The following is a 19046-nucleotide window of genomic DNA, read 5'->3' on the forward strand; positions in this document are numbered from 1 at the left end:
GATCATTTATGTCATTACTTTTAGATGCAATTAAACAATCTGGTCAACACGAGCAAACAGCGATTGATCATGACCACGCTGCTCTGCAGCTTAAACAACAACAAGAATTAACCCGTTATCGCCGTCTTGCTTTTTCGTTTGGGTTATTACTAGCGGTTATTTTAACGCTGATGGCAGGCTTTTCTATTGGTAAATGGCTGCAAAAAAATGAACCTTTTGCGCAAAAGCAAGTTACTAGTAACAGTGCTGAAGAGACACAAAGTTCTTCACAAGCAACAGAGACTTTAGCGGCAACAGATACAAATAATGTACCTGTGACAGAGGAAGCACCCGCAACAGCTGTTCCGCAAGCTGCCAATACACAGGCTAATCCACCTGTTAACAATACTGCGAATAATGTGGGCCAAGTGCCTGTTACAGTCGCACCTCAGCAGCAAATGATGCAGCAAGTTCCTGTGCAAGGGCAGCAATATCAATGGGTACAAGTACCCGTTAATACCGTGCCTGTTTATGCTAATCAAGGTTATCAAGGGCAACCTGTTTATCAACAGCCTGTGTATCAAAATCAGCCAATTTATCAGCCTCAGCAACCGCAATTTTCGCAGCCAATGCAAATGCAACAAATGACACCGCAGCAAATGAGCAGTCGAGACATTGACATGAGCAAATACAAGGTGCTGGGTAAGCCGCTAAATGATCAAAGCCCATCGCAAGTCAACCAAACCGTGGTTGATGACGAATTTAACGACGTGCCTAATAACTTAAAAAGTGCCTTCGAGAGAGCAGTGCAAGATGTCGATAATAAGCATGTGGCTGATATAACGCGCAGTACTAAAAACTCATCATACGCAGAGCCTGTCGAACTGCTGCCTGACTCGCTGCAAAGCTTGATCCCAACTATTAAGTATCAGGCGCATATTTATGCCTCTGAAGCCTCTAAACGTTGGATAAAGATAAATGGTCGTGAATTGTATGAAGGCGATAATATTGGCGTACTCAATGTGATAGAAATCACACCTGAGCAAAGTTTATTTAGTTACGACGGTTACGAGTTTACGTTAAAGGCACTGCAAGACTGGCCTGAGTAGCCAGTCTTATATTTAAAAATAGTGGTTATGGCAAAATTGAGTTTTTGAAGAAGCGGATCAGATCGACATTAAAGTCATTGGGTCTGACTGCTGCTTCTAAGCTATCGTGACAACGGTTATTTGCTAAATCAATATCTTGCACTTCGGTATAGTGTGCATGCTTGGCGTTATAAAACACTTTTACCACGGGTTTTAATGGGCTGCTTGGGTTACTTCGTGTAACCACGGCAAGCTTTTGGCTTTCAAGTTTCACCAAGGTGCCGACAGGGTGAATACCGATACATTGAATAAATTTCGTCACAAGGTCGCCATCAAAACTATCTGGGCAGCCATCTTTTAGAATTTTAAATGCTTTAATTGGCTCCATACCGGCTTTATAGACTCGCTCTGCGGTGAGTGCGTCATATACATCAACAATCGACGCCATACGAACGTACAGGCTTAATTCATCACCATGCTTACCGAATGGGTAGCCGCTGCCATCTAATCGCTCATGATGGAAACCCGCAATTTCAACTGCGATGCCACTGAGGCCTGATTGTTCTAATATTTCTTTGCTGAAACGGGCATGGTCTTGAATGATTTGATATTCTTCGTCTGTTAACTTGCCTGGCTTATTGAGTATTTCATCAGGTATTTTTATTTTGCCAATATCATGCAATAGGGCACCTGTCGCTATTTCTTGAATGATGCTTTTATCGATGCCTAAGTGTTTGGCAAAAATACTAATAAGAATTGAAACGTTAATTGAGTGTTCGAGTAAATAGGCGTCTTTTTCGCGCATTCTGGTAATGCAGGCAAGGGCATCTTGATTACGGAAAACGGAGTCCATAAAGCCACTGGCCAATTCTTGAAATGGCGCAATATCAATTTTATTACCAGTACGAATATCATTAAATGCTTTGCTTTGGAGTGATTTTGCTTCGTTGTATAAACTATTCGCTTTGGCCATTTCTGCAGACACGCTATGCGATGTATGCCAAGGGTTATGGGCGACGGTTTGCGGCTCTGGCGGCGAAGTGTTTTGCTGCTCTTCCACTTTATTGTCACTGCTCATTGTGAGCGTTTTATCGGGGTCGATAACGACTTCTAAGATACCCGCTTTAGCTAGTTTATCGATACCTCCCTGAGTCTTCACCCATCCTTGGTTTTTAATGCGGATTTTGCCTGTCTGTTTTGTAACGCTTTGTACAAACATACCGGGCTTAAGTTGATCAATAGGGAGAGTTTTCAAGGCCTTTACTTCAAGTTAAATACATTACCTTTAACCTAGCAGATAATTTGTCTTCTAGTAAATAATAATAAAGGTGATAATTTTGAAATTGGTGCAGCTTTTCGTCTATAAAGTGGTTGTTTTTCTTAATGTTAGGCTATTTTATCTGGGTATAAAAAAGCCCCTGTTAGGTACAGGGGCTTTTAGATTTTATAACAGCAAAGTTAGTTAACTTTTATGCGCTGTTTACTCATCGTCTTCAACAAGCGTCATCAGTGATGTATTACCACCTGACGCTGTTGTATCGATACTGATTGTTTTTTCAGTCAGTAAGCGCTTGATTAGCGTATCGTAGTACTCAGAGCTAATCACTGGCAGAATCGCCCCTTTACGTTGTGCTAACTGTTGGCTGAAATAGCCTAAACGTGATGAGCGAGCTGCTACAACCGCACCGGCAAGGTGAGGGTGTGCCAAGATAGCTTGTAACTGGTTAGGCTTAGCAACTTGGAATACACCTTCGGCGATACCTGTTGAAATAAACTTGTCTTTGAAAGCAACCGCTTCTTCGTAGAACAGTTCAGATGCAACGGTGATGACAGTATTACCCGCAGCAAGTGCTGTGATAATTGAAATCGCCCAGAAGTTAAATGAAGTACTCTTATCGGCATAACACACAACACAACCACGAGGCTCAAGGTGAAGCGTATTAGATTCACCTGTTGGTCCAGGTAATACAGTGTGTTTACGCATGTGCTTTTCAAGGCGGTTAAGCTGCGCACGTGCATCGGCTAATGTTAATGCTAAGTCATCAGCAAGCTCGTCGATAATTTCGACAGTAGCGACTTTTGCTAACAACTGACGTACCGCAGAAACGCGGTCGTTTAACGGTGTTGCACGCCAGATTTTTTCATCGCGTAATGAGTTTTCCATTAGCTTAGCAACTTGCTCAGCCGCACCTGAATAATGGTGAGTGTCTAGCTCATCAGGTGATAGGTTCGTCATTTGTACGTTATCAGGTGACGCTTTTTCTTTCACAAGACGTTGTAAGTAGTTAGGACCACCTGCTTTAGGGCCAGTACCTGAAAGGCCACGACCACCAAATGGTTGCACACCAACAATTGCACCAATCATGTTACGGTTTACGTACACATTACCTGCACGAGACATTTTTGCTAAGTATTCACAACGCTCTTCAATACGTGAGTGAATACCCATTGTTAGACCGAAGCCTGTGCCATTGATTTGATCAATCACATTATCAAGCTCTGAGCCTTTGAAACGAATAATGTGCACACATGGACCAAATACTTCGCGTTTAAGTACTGAAAGGTCTTTAATTTCATATAAACGCGGTGCGAAGAAATAAGCGCCATTTTCGTTGTTATCAGGAATAGCACACTCGTAATGAAGTGTTGCATTACCTTTTAAGTATTCAACGTGTTCGTTTAAGTTTTTCAGTGCTTTTTCGTCAATTACAGGACCAATGTCAGTCGAAAGTAATGAAGGGTCGCCAACATGAAGCTCTTTTAATGCGCCTTTGATCATCTCAATGATGCCATCAGCAATATCTTCTTGTAAGAATAAAACACGTAATGCAGAACAACGTTGACCCGCACTTTGGAAGCCAGAGCTGATCACATCATCAACAACTTGCTCAGGAAGCGCTGTTGAGTCAACGATCATACAGTTTTGACCACCTGTTTCTGCAATTAACGGCACTTGAATGTCGTTACGTGCAGCCAGTGTTTGCGAGATGATTGTGCCTGTTTCAGTTGAACCTGTGAACATCACAGCTTGAATACGCTCATCAGGTACAATTGTCTTACCTACTTCGCTACCACGTGCAATAACAGGCTGTACAACATGCTCAGGTAAGCCAACAGATAACATAAGGTCAATTGTACGAAGCGCAATTAAACTTGTTTGCTCAGCTGGTTTTGCAATCACCGTGTTACCCGTTACGATAGCAGCAGCAACTTGGCCTAAGAAGATAGCAAGCGGGAAGTTCCATGGGCTGATACATAAGATCACGCCACGCGCTTCAAAACGCTCATCTTCAGATAACTCTTCAGCACGAGCAGCGTAATAACGGCAGAAATCAACGGCTTCACGCACTTCATCAATGCCATCTTGCGCCACTTTACCCGCTTCTTTAATACAAAGAGCGACGAGTTCATCGTGGTGACGCTCTAAAATATCAGCGATGCGGCGAAGTAAGTTAGCACGTTCTTTAACCGGTGTTTGTGACCATGATTCAAACGCTTTTTCAGCATTTTCAAGAAGCGCAGTCATCTCGTCAGATGATTGTAGTTTCACATGACCAATGATTTCTTTGTGGTTCGCAGGGTTTTTAACTGCAATTGAACCTTCTGGTACATCATTTAACTCAATGCGATTTTCTGCAAACCAGGTGTCTAGGTTTTCTTTAAATGGTGTAATGGCATTGATGTCAGTTAAATCCATGCCTTTTGAGTTCGCTCGCTCGTCACCGTATAAATCGATAGGCATCTTGATTTGCGTGTTGTACTTATTACGCAGCCCTTGCAGTGTTTCAACTGGGTCAGGTAACAGTGCTTCAACTGGTTGAGTGGTATCAACAATCGCGTTAACAAACGATGAGTTAGCGCCGTTTTCTAATAAACGACGTACTAAGTATGCAAGTAAGTCTTCATGCTGACCTACGGGTGCGTATACACGACACTGAATTTTTTCTTGTTCAACGATTTGGTCGAACAGTGATTCACCCATACCGTGTAAACGTTGGAATTCGAAGCCTTCGTGATCGCCTTTTGCAACTTCTAAAATCGTCGCTGCTGTATAAGCATTGTGTGTTGCAAATTGCGGATATAGAACATCGCGTGCTTCAAGCAGTTTAATCGCACAGGCTTTGTATGATACGTCGGTAGTCGCTTTACGGGTAAATACAGGGTAGTGATCTAAACCATCTTGTTGTGTGGTTTTGATTTCGGTATCCCAGTATGCGCCTTTTACAAGACGAACCATTAATTTGCGGCCAACACGGCGTGCAAGGTCTGCAACCCACTCAACAACGAAAATAGCGCGTTTTTGGTAGGCTTGAACTGCTAAACCGAAACCTTGCCAGTTACCCAATTCTTCATCACTGAATACCGCTTCGATAATATCTAAAGAGATATCTAAACGGTCAGCTTCTTCAGCATCAACCGTAAAGCCGATATCGTAGCTTTTAGCTGCAAGTGCTAGTTCTTTTAGTTTTGGTACGATTTCAGCCATAACACGTTCACGATGCGTGAACTCGTAACGTGGATGAATCGCAGAAATTTTCACTGAAATACCCGGGCTCTTTATTGGGCCACGACCATTTGCAGCTTTACCAATTGCGTGAATGGCTGTCATGTAGCTTTGGAAATAACGCTCAGCATCTTTCATGGTGCGCGCGCCTTCACCTAGCATATCGTATGAGTATACGTAGCCTTTTTGTTCTTTATCAGCAGCACGTTCAATTGCTTCGTCAATGGTACGACCCATTACGAACTGCTTACCCATGATCTTCATCGCGAAGTTCACAGATTTACGAATAACCGGTTCACCTAAACGACCAATGGTTTTCTTAAGCACACCAAATTGTTGCTCTTTAGATTTGTCGCTGTAGTTAACCATTTTACCCGTTACTAACAGACCCCAAGATGAGGCGTTTACGAATAAAGAGTCACTGCTACCTAAATGCGAACTCCAATCACCCTTGGCAAGCTTGTCACGGATAAGCGAGTCTTGCGTTGCCTTATCAGGAACACGTAGTAATGCTTCTGCTAAACACATTAAAACAACGCCTTCTTCACTCGATAGTGAGAATTCGTTTAACAGTGCATCGACACCGCTTTGACCATCTTGGTCGCGACGGATATTTAAAACCATTTGACGAGCACGTTCCCACGCTCGGCTACGGGCTTTAACGCCTACTTCAGCCAAAGGCAAAATGTGATCGATAACCGCATTTTCATCTATACGGTAAAAGTCGCGGATCTTTTGTCTAATTGGACATTCAGTTGTCAAATCGCCATTAAATAGCATATGTAACCCTCTGGTATGTGGAGTCTAGAAATAAACTAAAAGTATTTCTTACCATTGATATAATCCGTGCATTCTAATTAAAATCCAGCAGAATATGCTGGTTATATTTTTCGATTTACGATAATTTACAGGGCATACCGTTAACTTAGCCGCATAAAATTCTGTTATGACTAACCCGAATAGATTACGCATGTTAGATCGTATCGATTTAGCAATTTTAGACGCTCTGCAAAAAAATGGCAGAATATCGAACGTAAACCTGGCAAAACAGGTCAATTTGAGTCCGAGTCCATGCCTTGACCGTGTTAAGCGCTTAGAGCAAGAGGGCTACATTGAGGGGTATTATGCAAAGTTAAGCGAAGCCAAGCTTAATCAAAGTTTGTTGGCTCATGTGCAAGTGTCGTTAGTGACCTCAAATACCTCAGTGTTTAAAGTGTTCAGAGAATATATTTTAAATATTCCACAAGTGGTCGAGTGCGACATGGTGGCAGGCGGATACGATTACCTATTAAAAGTGCGAGTCTCTGATATGGACGAATATCGCCAAGTTTTGGGTGATTTGGTTGATATTCCCGGTGTTGGTACGCACCACACCTATATGGTGATCGAAAAGATAAAACAAGATAGCGGTTTAAGATTCGATATCTAAACAAAAAAAGCACCAAACGGTGCTTTTTTTATGAAGATTTTTTGCTGGGTTATACCCACTCGCTTAATTAATCCCTAAAAATGATTAACTATTATTGCGAGTTGCTATTATTACGCCCAACCATCATAACGTTTACGGCGTGAAAGCATAATCGTTAAAATAATACCAAGTAATAAACCAATAAATGCAATAGCGCCGCCGTAAGTTAATAGTTGGCGTTTTTCTTTGGCACTGGCTAATTGTTTCACGTTGCGCTCAGATTCTATGGTACTTTTTAGTTTTTCAATTTGTTCGCTTAGCGCTTGGTTTTGCTCAGTGAGGGTTCTGTTTTGTTCTTGTAATTGCGGTAGTTCAATTTCTGCTTGGCGTAATTGCTCTTGCATCAAGGTCATGTCGTTATTCAGAGCTTGAAATTGCTGATGGATACCGGCGTTCTCGCTGATAAACTTCGTTTCTACCCAGCCTTCGCGGTCTTTGTCGTCGCGAATTTTAAAATAACCATTATCTTCTTCTGATAACAAGGTAATTTGAGTACCTGCATCAACTGACCCCAAAATACGGTAGTTTTTACTCGGGCCTGAATGCATAAAGGTATAGAGGTTGTCGACTATGTATGCGGTGTTTCCGTTGTCGCTTGTAGGCGCTTCTTCTGCATAGCTAATGAAAGTGGCGGCTGATAGGAGCAGCCCAAAAATACACTGTTTTAACATCAATCTACCTTGTTAATGTAACCTTGCCCAAAAATGGTCAAATTTTTAAATACGTAATGTATAGAGATAGTAGGGATTTCAACTATTAATAGCAAGGCTGATATTGTAATCCAAGACAGGGTTTGAGGGTAAAAATCAGGAAAAAGTTTGCATTAAGTAGCTGCTTTGTTTATTTTGAGCACTTATTTATTTTAAATGTACTCCGCAAAACGAATGGATACTGAGATAGAACTGAAGTTTTTGGTGTCAGATGCCGTTGTTCCACTGATCCCCGCATTAATTACTCAATTTGCAAAAACCGTTACAAATAAACCGTCACGCAGCTTACAAAATGCTTACTATGATACGCCAAGTCGTGAGTTACGCGCACTGGATATTGGTTTGCGTACCCGCTGCTGTGATAACCAGTGCGAGCAAACGATTAAACTCGCTGGCGAAGTTGTAGGTGGATTACATCAACGCCCAGAATATAACTTACCTTTAGAAGGTGGTCGCCCAGATTTAATGGCTTTTGATGCCACAATTTGGCCGCATGGCATGCAAGTTAATGCGATTGCCGACAACCTGTATCCTATTTTTAGTACTAACTTTATTCGTCGCACGTGGTTAATCGAAACCAACAGTGGAGCTAAAATTGAGGTTGTACTTGATAAAGGTGAAATTGCAGCGTCAGGTAAAGTTGAGCTGATCTCTGAGCTTGAAGTGGAATTAATTGAAGGCAGTCGCCACGAGTTATTTGCCCTTGCAGATAAACTGGTTAGCGAATGTAATGTGCGTCTTGGGCTATATTCGAAAGCTGCACGAGGTTATGGCTTAGCTGATAACATCCCACTAAAAGCAAGTAAATCGATTGGGTTTGTGCCTCTTAAAAAAGAGGCCACACAAGAACAAGCTTTGGTCGCAGGGATAAATTACGCGATTCGCTTTGTACAAAAGCATGAAGCCTGTTACTTCATCAAGCCGAGCTTAAAAACCTTAAAACGAGTCACTGATGGCATTCGATTAATTCGCCACACCTTTTGGCTGTTCGATGATATTGTTAGTAAGGATGATACAGAGTCATTACGTACTGAGTTAAAGTGGTTGCTGAGTGAGTTGGCGTGGGTAGAAAACGCCATTCAGTTAAAAACCTATACCTCAAAACGTCACGCCTATTATAAAAAAATTAATAGCGCACCAGAGCTAACTCAAGTGATTAACGACCTAAAAGAGCTTCAGCCGAGTATTGACGATGTAAAAGCGTTATTTCACAGCACCCGTTACAACCGTTTGCTGTTGCAATTGACCACCTGGTTGATTGAAAAGCAATGGCGTAAGTCGTGGGGGCAGGCAGAGTTCCAAGCTGCAGAAAAACCAGTAGCAGATATAGCCAAGCGCTTATTTGCAAAAGATTGGCACGATATGCATGAGCTTATTCCTGAACAACAAGCACTGAGTGATAAAGACTATTTATCGTTGCGTACTCGTCTAGAAAACTCTCTTTTAAGTGGTAACTGTTTGGGGGCATTATTCAATAAAGACGACAGAAGCGAGTTTCGTATTCCTTGGTTAGATATTTCGCATGGTATTTACGAGCTCAGTACTCTTGAGTATTTAAAGCAGTTGTGTGCAGGACAAGACGATCAGGAATTAGCAAAGATTCAAACGTGGCTTGAGCAAAAGTCAGAATTTTTAGTGAGCGCCATGGAACAAAGTCGTCATGCCTCATTCAATACTGATCCCTACTGGTTATAAATTTGTGAATCGTTGGCTATTCATTGGGTTAGCGTGGTTTAGTTGTTCAACTGTCGCGACCCCAATAGAATGGCATACTTACAAGCAGCAAGAAGGTATAAAGGTCACGTATCAAAAACATGACAGTGGCATTATCGAAATTAATGCATCTGTGGTTGTTGAAGATACCAAGGCAGATGACTTTATGGCCTTACTTAGCGATACCGACAACGCGCCAAATTGGCTCGAAAATGTTCAAAGTGTAACCTTAATAGAGCGGCTTAGCCCCGCAGAGACGCTCGTTTATACGCGCTTTAACTCGCCTTGGCCGGTTTCTGATCGTGATTTAGTGAGCTACTCTTGCTATCACACCTTAAGCGATAATAAAACCGAGCTTAAAATTACCAGCCAGCCCTACGTTAAACCTTTGGTAAAAGGGGTGGTGCGTATTAAAGAGCTCGCCGCTTATTGGCGCTTAGAGCAACAGCAAAATAACTTATTGATTACTCACCAAGCGTATGCAGACCCAAGCGGTGCTATTCCGCATTGGTTAAGTAATAAAGTATCTTTAAAAAGTGTGTTTAAGTCATTACAAGCATTGCGTGAACAGCTAAAAAAGAATGCGTTTTCACGGACAAATCCCCCAAGTGTGCCAGGAAAGTGCTTATCTTAGTAAAGCGAAGATGACATTTTAGGTATTTATGAATATTATCTGCGAAGTTTATTCGTACTAGGAACAGCATGAAAGAACCCAAAATCCCCTTGGTCAATAAACCCAACGGCATTGGTATTGGACGTATTTTAAAAGCCACAAGGTGCTCAATTAAAGGTTTTAAGGCCGCATTTAAAGAAGAGTCAGCTTTTCGCTCAGAAATTTATTTAGGGGTGTGTTTATTACCGTTATCGGTTTTTCTGGCGCAGTCACTGACTCATTGGCTCGTGTTGTTTATTCCGTATTTATTACTGTTGATTGTTGAACTACTCAATTCGGCCATCGAAGCGCTGACTGACAGAGTGGGGATTGAATATCATGTACTGTCTGGGCGCGCAAAGGATATGGCCTCGGCAGCGGTGACCTTGTCATTGGTTATTTTAGCACTGGTTTGGCTGGTGGCGATGTATGAAAAGATAATGACGTTACTGTAATTAATACCAATCGCAATAATACTTAATCATTTTGAGTGATGAAACCAGTCGCTATCTGCGTTAATAATATCTGATTTACGACTGCATGGATGCAGGAGGTAGAGCAATGCAGGAGCAATTGCAGAGAACAACTAAATAACTAAATTTTTGCCTTGTTATCAACGCGGTTTTATTGCCTTAAAGTAGATCCCTTAATTAAGCGCAATGGTATAAAAATTTAGAGTAAAAAATTAAACACAAAAAAAGCGCCAAAATGGCGCTTTTTCAGTCTGTATACCCTATTACAGGCCAGCAGCTGCGCGAAGTGCGTCTGCTTTGTCTGTACGCTCCCAAGGGAACTCTTCACGACCGAAGTGACCATAAGCGGCAGTCGGTTGATAGATAGGACGCTCAAGATCAAGCATTTGGATTAAGCCGTAAGGGCGTAGGTCGAAGTGCTCACGCACTAATTCGATTAGACGTGCTTCTTCTAATTTACCTGTACCAAATGTCTCGATGCTGATAGATGTTGGCTCTGCAACACCGATAGCGTAAGAAACTTGAAGTTCACACTTGTCAGCAAGACCCGCAGCAACCATGTTTTTAGCAACGTAACGTGCCGCGTATGCAGCGCTACGGTCAACTTTTGATGGATCTTTACCTGAGAAAGCACCACCACCGTGACGCGCCATACCACCGTATGTATCAACGATGATTTTACGGCCAGTCAGACCACAGTCACCCATTGGACCACCGATAACGAAACGGCCAGTTGGGTTGATGAAGAATTTCGTTGCGCTAGAGATAAGCTCTGCTGGAAGAACCGGCTTAATGATGGTTTCCATTACCGCTTCTACTAGGTCGTTTTGTGAGATTGAATCACAGTGTTGCGTTGAAAGAACAACAGCATCAATACCTACCGGCTTACCATTTTCATATGCAAATGTTACTTGTGATTTTGCATCTGGGCGTAACCAGTTAAGCTCACCGCTTTTACGAACTTGCGCTTGACGCTGAACTAAACGGTGTGAATACGTGATTGGTGCAGGCATTAAAACGTCTGTTTCGTTACATGCATAACCAAACATTAAACCTTGGTCACCCGCGCCTTGGTCTTCTGGACGTGCACGGTCAACACCTTGGTTGATGTCTGGAGATTGTTTACCGATAGTGTTTAGGATTGCGCACGAGTCAGCATCAAAACCCATGTCTGAATGCGTGTAACCGATTTCACGTACAGTTTTACGTGTAATTTCTTCGATATCAACCCACGCGCTAGTAGTGATTTCACCACCCACCATAACCATACCAGTTTTAACGTAAGTCTCACATGCAACACGGGCATGAGAATCTTGCTCTAAGATAGCATCTAGAACCGCGTCAGAGATTTGGTCCGCGATTTTATCCGGATGACCTTCAGATACAGATTCAGAAGTAAATAAATGTTTTGCCATTGTATTTCTGCTCACAAATATTGCGCTTCACTAACGTCGGTAATAGCGCTAAAAAATTAAGGGGCGTATTTTATCTAAAACAATTATGTTTGCATAGTTATTTTACGCCTAGACGTCTATTTTAAATTACTAATAACATTTCGTTCTTAATAAACAGTGGTAATAGACCCATTTAATACGGATTTTTAATTGCACTGCACCCATACAATAAGTAAGAATGGGGCTTAACAAACAACCAGCGCAAATACATTAAAGGTAGGAGAATTCATGCCATCTCGCAAAGAACTTGCAAATGCTATTCGCGTCTTATCAATGGACGCAGTACAACAGGCCAACTCTGGCCACCCTGGAGCCCCTATGGGCATGGCAGATATCGCAGAAGTACTATGGCGCGATTATCTAAAGCACAACCCGACGAACCCAGAGTGGGCAGACCGTGATCGCTTTATTCTTTCAAATGGCCACGGTTCGATGCTGATTTATTCTCTACTACATTTAAGTGGTTACGACTTACCACTTGAAGAAATTAAAAACTTCCGTCAAATGCATTCAAAAACACCAGGGCATCCAGAGTATGGCTATGCACCAGGTATTGAGACCACTACGGGCCCATTAGGCCAAGGGATCACAAATGCGGTAGGTATGGCAATTGCTGAAAAAGCGCTTGCTGCTCAATTTAACCGTGAAGGCCACGACATCGTTGATCACTTTACCTACGCGTTTATGGGTGATGGCTGTTTAATGGAAGGTATCTCTCACGAAGCCTGTTCATTAGCGGGCACATTAGGCCTGGGTAAACTTGTTGCGTTTTGGGATGACAATGGCATCTCTATCGACGGTGAAGTAGAAGGTTGGTTCAGCGACGACACACCTGCACGTTTTAAAGCATATGGCTGGCACGTGGTGAGTGATGTTGATGGCCATAACCCAGAGGCCATCCGCGCAGCAATAGAAGAAGCACGTAGTATTACCGACAAGCCATCATTAATTTGTTGTAAAACAGTGATTGGTTACGGTTCACCTAATAAGTCGGGTAGTCATGACTGTCATGGTGCTCCACTTGGTCATGATGAGATCAAAGCGGCACGTGAATTCTTAGGCTGGACAGGCGAAGCATTTGAAATCCCCGCTGATATCTACAGCGAATGGGACGCAAAAGAAAAGGGCCAACAGCTAGAATCAAACTGGGACGAAAAGTTTGCGGCATACGCAAATGCACACCCAGAGCTAGCAGCAGAATTTAAGCGTCGTACAAATGGCGAATTGCCAGCAGATTGGGCTGAAAAGTCACAAGCGTACATCGAAGAGCTGCAAGCAAACCCTGCAAACCCTGCAACACGTAAAGCTTCACAAAATGCACTGAATGCATTTGGTCCATTATTACCAGAGTTTATGGGCGGCTCAGCTGACCTTGCTGGTTCAAATTTAACAATTTGGGATGGTTCAAAAGGCGTAACAGCAGACGACGCAAGCGGTAACTACATCTACTACGGTGTACGTGAGTTTGGTATGTCGGCAATTATGAATGGTATTGCACTGCACAAAGGCTTTATTCCTTACGGCGCAACATTCTTAATGTTTATGGAATACGCGCGTAATGCGGTACGCATGGCTGCATTAATGAAGCAACCAAGCATTTTTGTATACACGCACGATTCAATTGGTCTGGGTGAAGATGGCCCTACGCACCAACCAGTAGAGCAAATTGCAAGCATGCGTTTAACGCCTAACCTTGTTAACTGGCGTCCGTGTGACCAAGTTGAGTCTGCAATTGCATGGCAACAAGCGATTGAGCGTAAAGATGGCCCAACGTCATTGATCTTCACACGTCAAGGTCTTGAGCAACAAACGCGTACTGCACAACAGTTAAGCGATGTGAAAAAAGGTGGTTACGTACTGAGTTGCGATGGTGAGCCTGAGCTTATCCTTATTGCAACGGGCTCAGAAGTACAGCTTGCACAAGACGCCGCTGCAGAGCTTCGTTCACAAGGCAAAAAAGTACGTGTGGTTTCTATGCCTTCAACTGACTTGTTTGATGAGCAAGACGCAGCCTACAAAGAAAGCGTATTACCAGCAAGCGTAACACGCCGCGTAGCTATCGAAGCGGGCATTACAGACTACTGGTACAAATACGTAGGCCTAAATGGCGCAGTAGTAGGTATGACGACATTTGGTGAGTCAGCACCTGCTGGTGAGTTATTCAAGCACTTTGGTTTCACGGTTGAAAACATCGTAAACAAAGCAAACGCTTTGTTCTAAGCTTTAGTCGCTAAAATTTAAAAGCCCGCGCGGTCTTAGCACTGCGCGGGCTTTTTTATGGATTTTTGCTGCCAGTCAAAAGATTCGATACATACCCGACAGATCAGCAATAATTATCACTGCTACTTGGGTACTTAATACCGTAGGGGGCGTTATTAGTGTTTTGGTGAACACATAGGCACTCTCTTTGTTTTTTTAATTGCTCAGTGTATAAAAGATAATAAAAAATCAGCTCACATATAGAGGTTAATTGAATAATCTTCAGTTGCTGCTTACTTAAAATTCGGGCAGGCTGAAATAAAGAAGATTATAAAACATAACAGGAGTGAGTATGACTCAGTTTGACAGTGTAAGTGTTGTAAAAAAAGCGAATGTCTATTTTGATGGTAAAGTTTCGAGCCGTGTTGTACTTTTTGCCGATGGCAGTACTAAAACATTAGGTTTTATGCAACCAGGAGAATTTGAGTTTGGCACAAATCAAAAAGAGCACATGGAGTTACTTGCGGGAGAGTGGCAAGTGTTACTGCCAGGCGAAACTGAGTGGCAAGCCATGAAGGCTGGAGATTCGTTTAATGTAGACGCCAATGTTACCTTTCGCGTAAAGGTAACTGACTTTGCTGATTATTGTTGCTCGTACACTTAATGAGCAGTTGATAACCTTTCTATAAAGCCCGTGTAATACGGGCTTTTGCATATTTTATCCGCAGAGCATGATCTAAATCATGTGTGGTTACAATCAATTACTAATTATCTTTGATTTTCGCTTGTGTTAATTCAAATCGCCCCCAATACTAACTATGAGGTAACAAGAAAAAAGGATACCCTATGAAGATTAATATTTCTGGTCATCATGTTGACGTTACTGAGGCTGTTAGAGCTCATATCAACGAGAAATTCTCAAAAATTGCTAGCCATTTTCCATCGTTAATATCTCTCGATATTATTCTTTCAAAAGAACATCACAAGTATCAAGCTGAGATCAGCACTATTTATGAAGGTGCACGTTTATCAGTTAAAGGAGAAGATGAAGTGATGTACCCAGCACTTGCAAATGCAGCTAAAAAACTCGATGCATCGCTAAAACATCGTAAAGGGCAAATGAAAGCTAAACTACATGAAAAACCGGTGAGCACAACGCCGGAAATCGCCCATGAGATTATTCAAGAAATGAATTTAAGCTAATAAATTAGACGCTAAGTGTTAGCCACAAAAATTTAGCGCAAAACCTCGAACAAGAGAAAGCCAAACATAAATATGTTTGGCTTTTTTGGTTTTATAAACTGACAACTTAATCTTAGAACTCAGAAGCGAGGAGTGTCTTCCAATCTCATCTAAAACGCTGTAAGTTGCTTGTAACTAAGAATAAAACACATAAAGCATATGCAATCAGCAGTATCACATTGGCAATCTAAACTTAATGCACTTGGCCCTGGCATATTAATGGCCACAGCGGCGATTGGTGGCTCACATTTGGTGGCGTCGACGCAGGCTGGCTCGTTATTTGGCTGGCAACTATTTTGGCTAATCATTGTTGTGAATGTACTTAAGTACCCATTCTTTCGATTTGGTATGGAATACACCCTTGCAACTAAACAAAGTTTAGTTGAGGGCTACAAGCAAAAAGGGCCGGGTTACTTTTACAGTTTTATTGCGTTAAATATTGTGGCAGCAATAGTGAATACCGCAGGGGTACTACTTTTAACAGCCAGCCTATTACATTACGCACTGCCGGTCACCATTTCGGTGACCTTGTTGTGTTGGATTATTTTGGCTGTCTGTTTACTTATTTTGTTGTTGGGGCATTTTAAGGCGCTCGATAACGTGTCTAAAATCATTATGGTGCTGCTTACTGTTACAACTGTGGCTGCTTTGGTGGTGGCAATTAATAATGGTCTTATGGCTCCAGTTGACTACGTGGGCCCGTCGCCGTATGAGCTTGCAATGCTAGGGTTTATGGTGGCGCTAATGGGCTGGATGCCAGCTCCTATTGAAATCTCAGCGATTAGTTCACTTTGGCTTAAAGAAAAGCAGCAGCAACAAGTTATTACTAAGCAGCAAGGTTTATTTGATTTTAATTTAGGCTACTGGCTTACCGCAGCCCTAGCTTTGGTGTTTTTTTCGCTAGGTGTATTAGTGCAATACGGACACGTACAAGCCGTGCAATTAGGCGGGGTGGCGTTTGCTAAACAGCTTATTGATATGTACGCCCTTACAATGGGGGAGTGGGCAAGGCCATTGGTGTCGGGTATCGCATTTTTATGTATGTTTGGCACCACGCTTACCGTGCTTGACGGCTACGCCAGAACCTTAAATGAATCGCACAAATTATTGCCTGTAAAACAGTCCAAACACAGTTTAAATATGTGGCTTTTACTGCAAGCATTTTCTGGCATGGCAATCATTTTATTCTTTAAATCGGCACTTGGCCCCATGCTTACGTTTGCCATGACTCTCGCCTTTGTTACCACCCCAGTATTTGCATGGCTTAACTTTAGTTTAGTGCGCTCAGAGCCAAGTATTGTGCATTCCCCCTTAATTCGCACTCTAAGCTGGCTGGGTTTGGTTTATTTAGTGGGTTTTGCGCTGGTGTTTTTGGTTTGGAAGTTTACCTAATTTGCCTGAGCGAAGTGAAATCCAGCATCATTGTGTGTCAGCAGTGGGTTTATCCCAAGTCAATTTTTAGTATTGCGCGATATAAAATCGCGCCTACAATCTAGGCTAACTCAATTCCCTAATCGCATTACTTATGCCATCTAAGGTGAGTGGATACATGCGGTTGTTCATTAACTGTTTTATAAAATCAATCGATTGATAGTAACGCCAGTGCTCAACCGGTTGTGGGTTGAGCCAAGCGACTTTATCAAAGTGATTTGTTATGCGGTTTAGCCAGGCGCTGCCGGGTTCCTCATTCCAATGTTCTATACTGCCACCAGGGTAGGCGATTTCGTAAGGACCCATGGTGGCATCGCCAACAAAAATGACCTTGTAGTCACTGGTGAACTTGTTAATCAAGGTCATGGTATCAATCACATTTGAGTGGCGGCGCTCGTTGTCTTGCCAAACACGCTCGTATAAACAATTATGAAAATAGTAAAACTCGAGGTGCTTAAATTCGCTGTGTGCAGCACTAAATAACTCCTCACAGGTATGAATGTAATCATCCATTGAGCCGCCAATATCAAACAACATCAGCACTTTTACAGCATTGTGGCGCTCGGGTGCCATTTTTACATCGAGCATGCCACCTTGCTTTGCAGTAGCACGAATGGTTTCGGTTAAATCGAGAGTGTCGCTAGCCCCGGTGCGGGCAAATTTACGCAGTTTTTTAAGCGCGAGCTTAATGGTGCGAGAGCCAATTTCGCGGTCACTGTCGAGGTTGCGGTATGTCCGTTTATCCCATACTTTTACAGCACGGCGGTTACGATTACCGTCTTGACCAATACGCACGCCTTCTGGGTTAAAGCCATACGCGCCAAACGGCGAGGTGCCGCCAGTGCCAACCCATTTGTTGCCGCCAGCATGGCGTTTTTGCTGTTCTTCAAGGCGCTGTTTCAGGACTTCCATAAGTTTATCGAGGCCACCCATCGCTTTTAACTGTGCTTTTTCTTCGTCTGTTAAGTGTTTTTCAAACTCTTTGCGCAACCAGTCGTTAGGCAGGTTATGCTGTTGTTTTAAGCTTTCGAGTAAATCAAGGTCAGCAACCCCGCTAAAGTAATCGGCAAAGGCTTTATCAAACCGGTCAAAGTGAGTTTCGTCTTTGACCATGATGGTACGCGCTAAGTAATAAAACGCGTCTACGTCGGCAAAAATGACCCCTTGCTTGAGCGCGTTGATCAAATCAAGTAACTCACGCAGACTCACGGGTAAGCGGTATTCACGTAACTTAAAGAAAAACGCAATTAACATCTTAACGACGACTCATAAAAGCAAGTTTTTCGATGAGGCTAATGTCTTGCTCGTTCTTTAATAGCGCACCAAACATTGGCATTAGGCCGCCTTTTTGGCTTTTATCATGCAGTGTTTTGGCATCGATATCTTCAGCCATCAATAATTTTAACCAATCGAGTAACTCGCTGGTTGAGGGCTTTTTCTTTATGCCATTTACATCGCGCAGGTTAAAGAATACTTCAAGTGCTTCGCGTACCAAGTCTTGCTTAACATGCGGGTGATGTACATCGATAATTTGCGCCATTTCGTCGCTCGATGGAAAGTCGATGTAGTGGAAAAAACAACGACGTAAAAAGGCATCAGGCAGCTCTTTTTCGTTGTTTGAGGTAATAATAACAATAGGGCGGTGCTTGGCAATAACGCGCTCACCGGTTTCATAAACATGAAACTCCATTTTATCGAGTTCTAACAATAAGTCGTTTGGAAACTCGATATCGGCTTTGTCGATTTCGTCAATCAGCAATACGGGGCGTTTATTATGTTGCTCTCCATAGGTGAAGGCTTGCCATAATTTACCTTTTACAATGTAGTTACTAATGTCGTGAACGCGCTCATCACCTAACTGGCTGTCGCGCAACCGTGACACTGCATCATATTCGTATAGGCCTTGCTGTGCTTTGGTGGTCGATTTGATATGCCATTGAATAAGCGTGGTGTCTAAGCTTTTTGCAAGCTCCTCGGCTAACATGGTTTTACCTGTGCCGGGCTCCCCTTTTATAAGCAGAGGTTTTTCGAGCAAGATGGCTGCGTTAACCGCTTGTTTTAATGAGTTACTGGCAATGTAGTTGTCGGTTGAATTAAAAAGCACGATGTCACCTTATCTGGTCTGAGCAGTGA

At 42.7% G+C, this 19046-nt stretch carries 15 protein-coding genes; 9 read left to right on the forward strand and 6 right to left on the reverse strand.

Annotated elements, in window-relative coordinates; translation table 11 throughout:
- Window positions 1-8: 8 nt before the first annotated feature.
- Window positions 9-1088 carry a general secretion pathway protein GspB gene (locus D0907_RS03440; protein ID WP_118844016.1) on the forward strand — a complete coding sequence of 360 codons (1080 nt, stop codon included), beginning with the start codon at window positions 9-11 and terminating at the stop codon, window positions 1086-1088.
- 25 nt (window positions 1089-1113) lie between these two features.
- Here the strand turns inward: D0907_RS03440 and D0907_RS03445 are convergent, their stop codons facing one another.
- Window positions 1114-2322: a cyclic di-GMP phosphodiesterase gene (locus D0907_RS03445; RefSeq protein WP_065978031.1), complete on the reverse strand. Its 1209-nt coding sequence runs from the start codon at window positions 2320-2322 to the stop codon at window positions 1114-1116.
- Between the two features lie 225 nt (window positions 2323-2547).
- Window positions 2548-6351, reverse strand: a complete 3804-nt coding sequence (gene putA / locus D0907_RS03450) for a bifunctional proline dehydrogenase/L-glutamate gamma-semialdehyde dehydrogenase PutA (RefSeq protein WP_036970837.1) — start codon at window positions 6349-6351, stop codon at window positions 2548-2550.
- A gap of 166 nt (window positions 6352-6517) precedes the next feature.
- Between putA and D0907_RS03455 the strand changes: the two genes are divergently transcribed.
- Complete coding sequence (locus tag D0907_RS03455; RefSeq protein ID WP_036970835.1) at window positions 6518-7000, forward strand: winged helix-turn-helix transcriptional regulator; 483 nt, start codon at window positions 6518-6520, stop codon at window positions 6998-7000.
- Window positions 7001-7110: 110 nt separating this feature from the next.
- On the opposite strand, the gene D0907_RS03460 is transcribed toward D0907_RS03455, so the two are convergent.
- Window positions 7111-7710 carry a TIGR04211 family SH3 domain-containing protein gene (locus tag D0907_RS03460; RefSeq protein WP_036970833.1) on the reverse strand — a complete coding sequence of 200 codons (600 nt, stop codon included), beginning with the start codon at window positions 7708-7710 and terminating at the stop codon, window positions 7111-7113.
- Window positions 7711-7923: 213 nt separating this feature from the next.
- On the opposite strand from D0907_RS03460, the gene D0907_RS03465 reads away from it, so the two are divergent.
- The 3 genes from D0907_RS03465 to D0907_RS03475 all read left to right on the forward strand — a co-directional run bounded on the left by D0907_RS03465 (window position 7924) and on the right by D0907_RS03475 (window position 10569).
- Window positions 7924-9444, forward strand: coding sequence for a CYTH and CHAD domain-containing protein (locus D0907_RS03465; RefSeq protein ID WP_118844017.1), 1521 nt, complete (start codon window positions 7924-7926; stop codon window positions 9442-9444).
- Window positions 9410-10096 (forward strand): START domain-containing protein, encoded by a 687-nt coding sequence (locus tag D0907_RS03470; protein WP_051501826.1) that lies wholly within the window; start codon window positions 9410-9412, stop codon window positions 10094-10096. Before D0907_RS03465 ends, D0907_RS03470 begins: the two co-directional genes overlap by 35 nt.
- Window positions 10097-10164: 68 nt before the next feature.
- Entirely contained in the window at window positions 10165-10569 is a 405-nt protein-coding gene (locus D0907_RS03475) for a diacylglycerol kinase (protein ID WP_036970830.1), read from the forward strand.
- A 281-nt stretch (window positions 10570-10850) separates the two neighbouring features.
- Here D0907_RS03475 and metK read toward each other — a convergent pair whose 3' ends face one another.
- Window positions 10851-12002 (reverse strand): methionine adenosyltransferase, encoded by a 1152-nt coding sequence (gene metK / locus D0907_RS03480; RefSeq protein ID WP_036970829.1) that lies wholly within the window; start codon window positions 12000-12002, stop codon window positions 10851-10853.
- 267 nt (window positions 12003-12269) lie between these two features.
- Here metK and tkt point away from each other — a divergent pair, with 267 nt between their 5' ends.
- The 4 genes from tkt (at window position 12270) to D0907_RS03500 (ending at window position 16874) form a co-directional block, all read left to right on the forward strand.
- Window positions 12270-14261, forward strand: coding sequence for a transketolase (gene tkt, locus D0907_RS03485; protein WP_118844018.1), 1992 nt, complete (start codon window positions 12270-12272; stop codon window positions 14259-14261).
- Between the two features lie 331 nt (window positions 14262-14592).
- Window positions 14593-14904: a pyrimidine/purine nucleoside phosphorylase gene (ppnP, locus tag D0907_RS03490; RefSeq protein ID WP_036970827.1), complete on the forward strand. Its 312-nt coding sequence runs from the start codon at window positions 14593-14595 to the stop codon at window positions 14902-14904.
- A gap of 182 nt (window positions 14905-15086) precedes the next feature.
- Entirely contained in the window at window positions 15087-15443 is a 357-nt protein-coding gene (gene hpf / locus D0907_RS03495; RefSeq protein WP_036970825.1) for a ribosome hibernation-promoting factor, HPF/YfiA family, read from the forward strand.
- A gap of 258 nt (window positions 15444-15701) precedes the next feature.
- Window positions 15702-16874, forward strand: coding sequence for an NRAMP family divalent metal transporter (locus D0907_RS03500; RefSeq protein ID WP_118844780.1), 1173 nt, complete (start codon window positions 15702-15704; stop codon window positions 16872-16874).
- Between the two features lie 105 nt (window positions 16875-16979).
- Here the strand turns inward: D0907_RS03500 and D0907_RS03505 are convergent, their stop codons facing one another.
- Both D0907_RS03505 and D0907_RS03510 read right to left on the reverse strand, forming a co-directional pair.
- Complete coding sequence (locus D0907_RS03505) at window positions 16980-18167, reverse strand: vWA domain-containing protein (protein ID WP_065978033.1); 1188 nt, start codon at window positions 18165-18167, stop codon at window positions 16980-16982.
- 1 nt (window position 18168) lies between these two features.
- Window positions 18169-19017, reverse strand: coding sequence for an AAA family ATPase (locus D0907_RS03510; RefSeq protein ID WP_036970821.1), 849 nt, complete (start codon window positions 19015-19017; stop codon window positions 18169-18171).
- Window positions 19018-19046 lie beyond the last annotated feature (29 nt).

This window comes from Pseudoalteromonas lipolytica, from assembly GCF_003515105.1.
GTDB lineage: Bacteria > Pseudomonadota > Gammaproteobacteria > Enterobacterales > Alteromonadaceae > Pseudoalteromonas > Pseudoalteromonas lipolytica.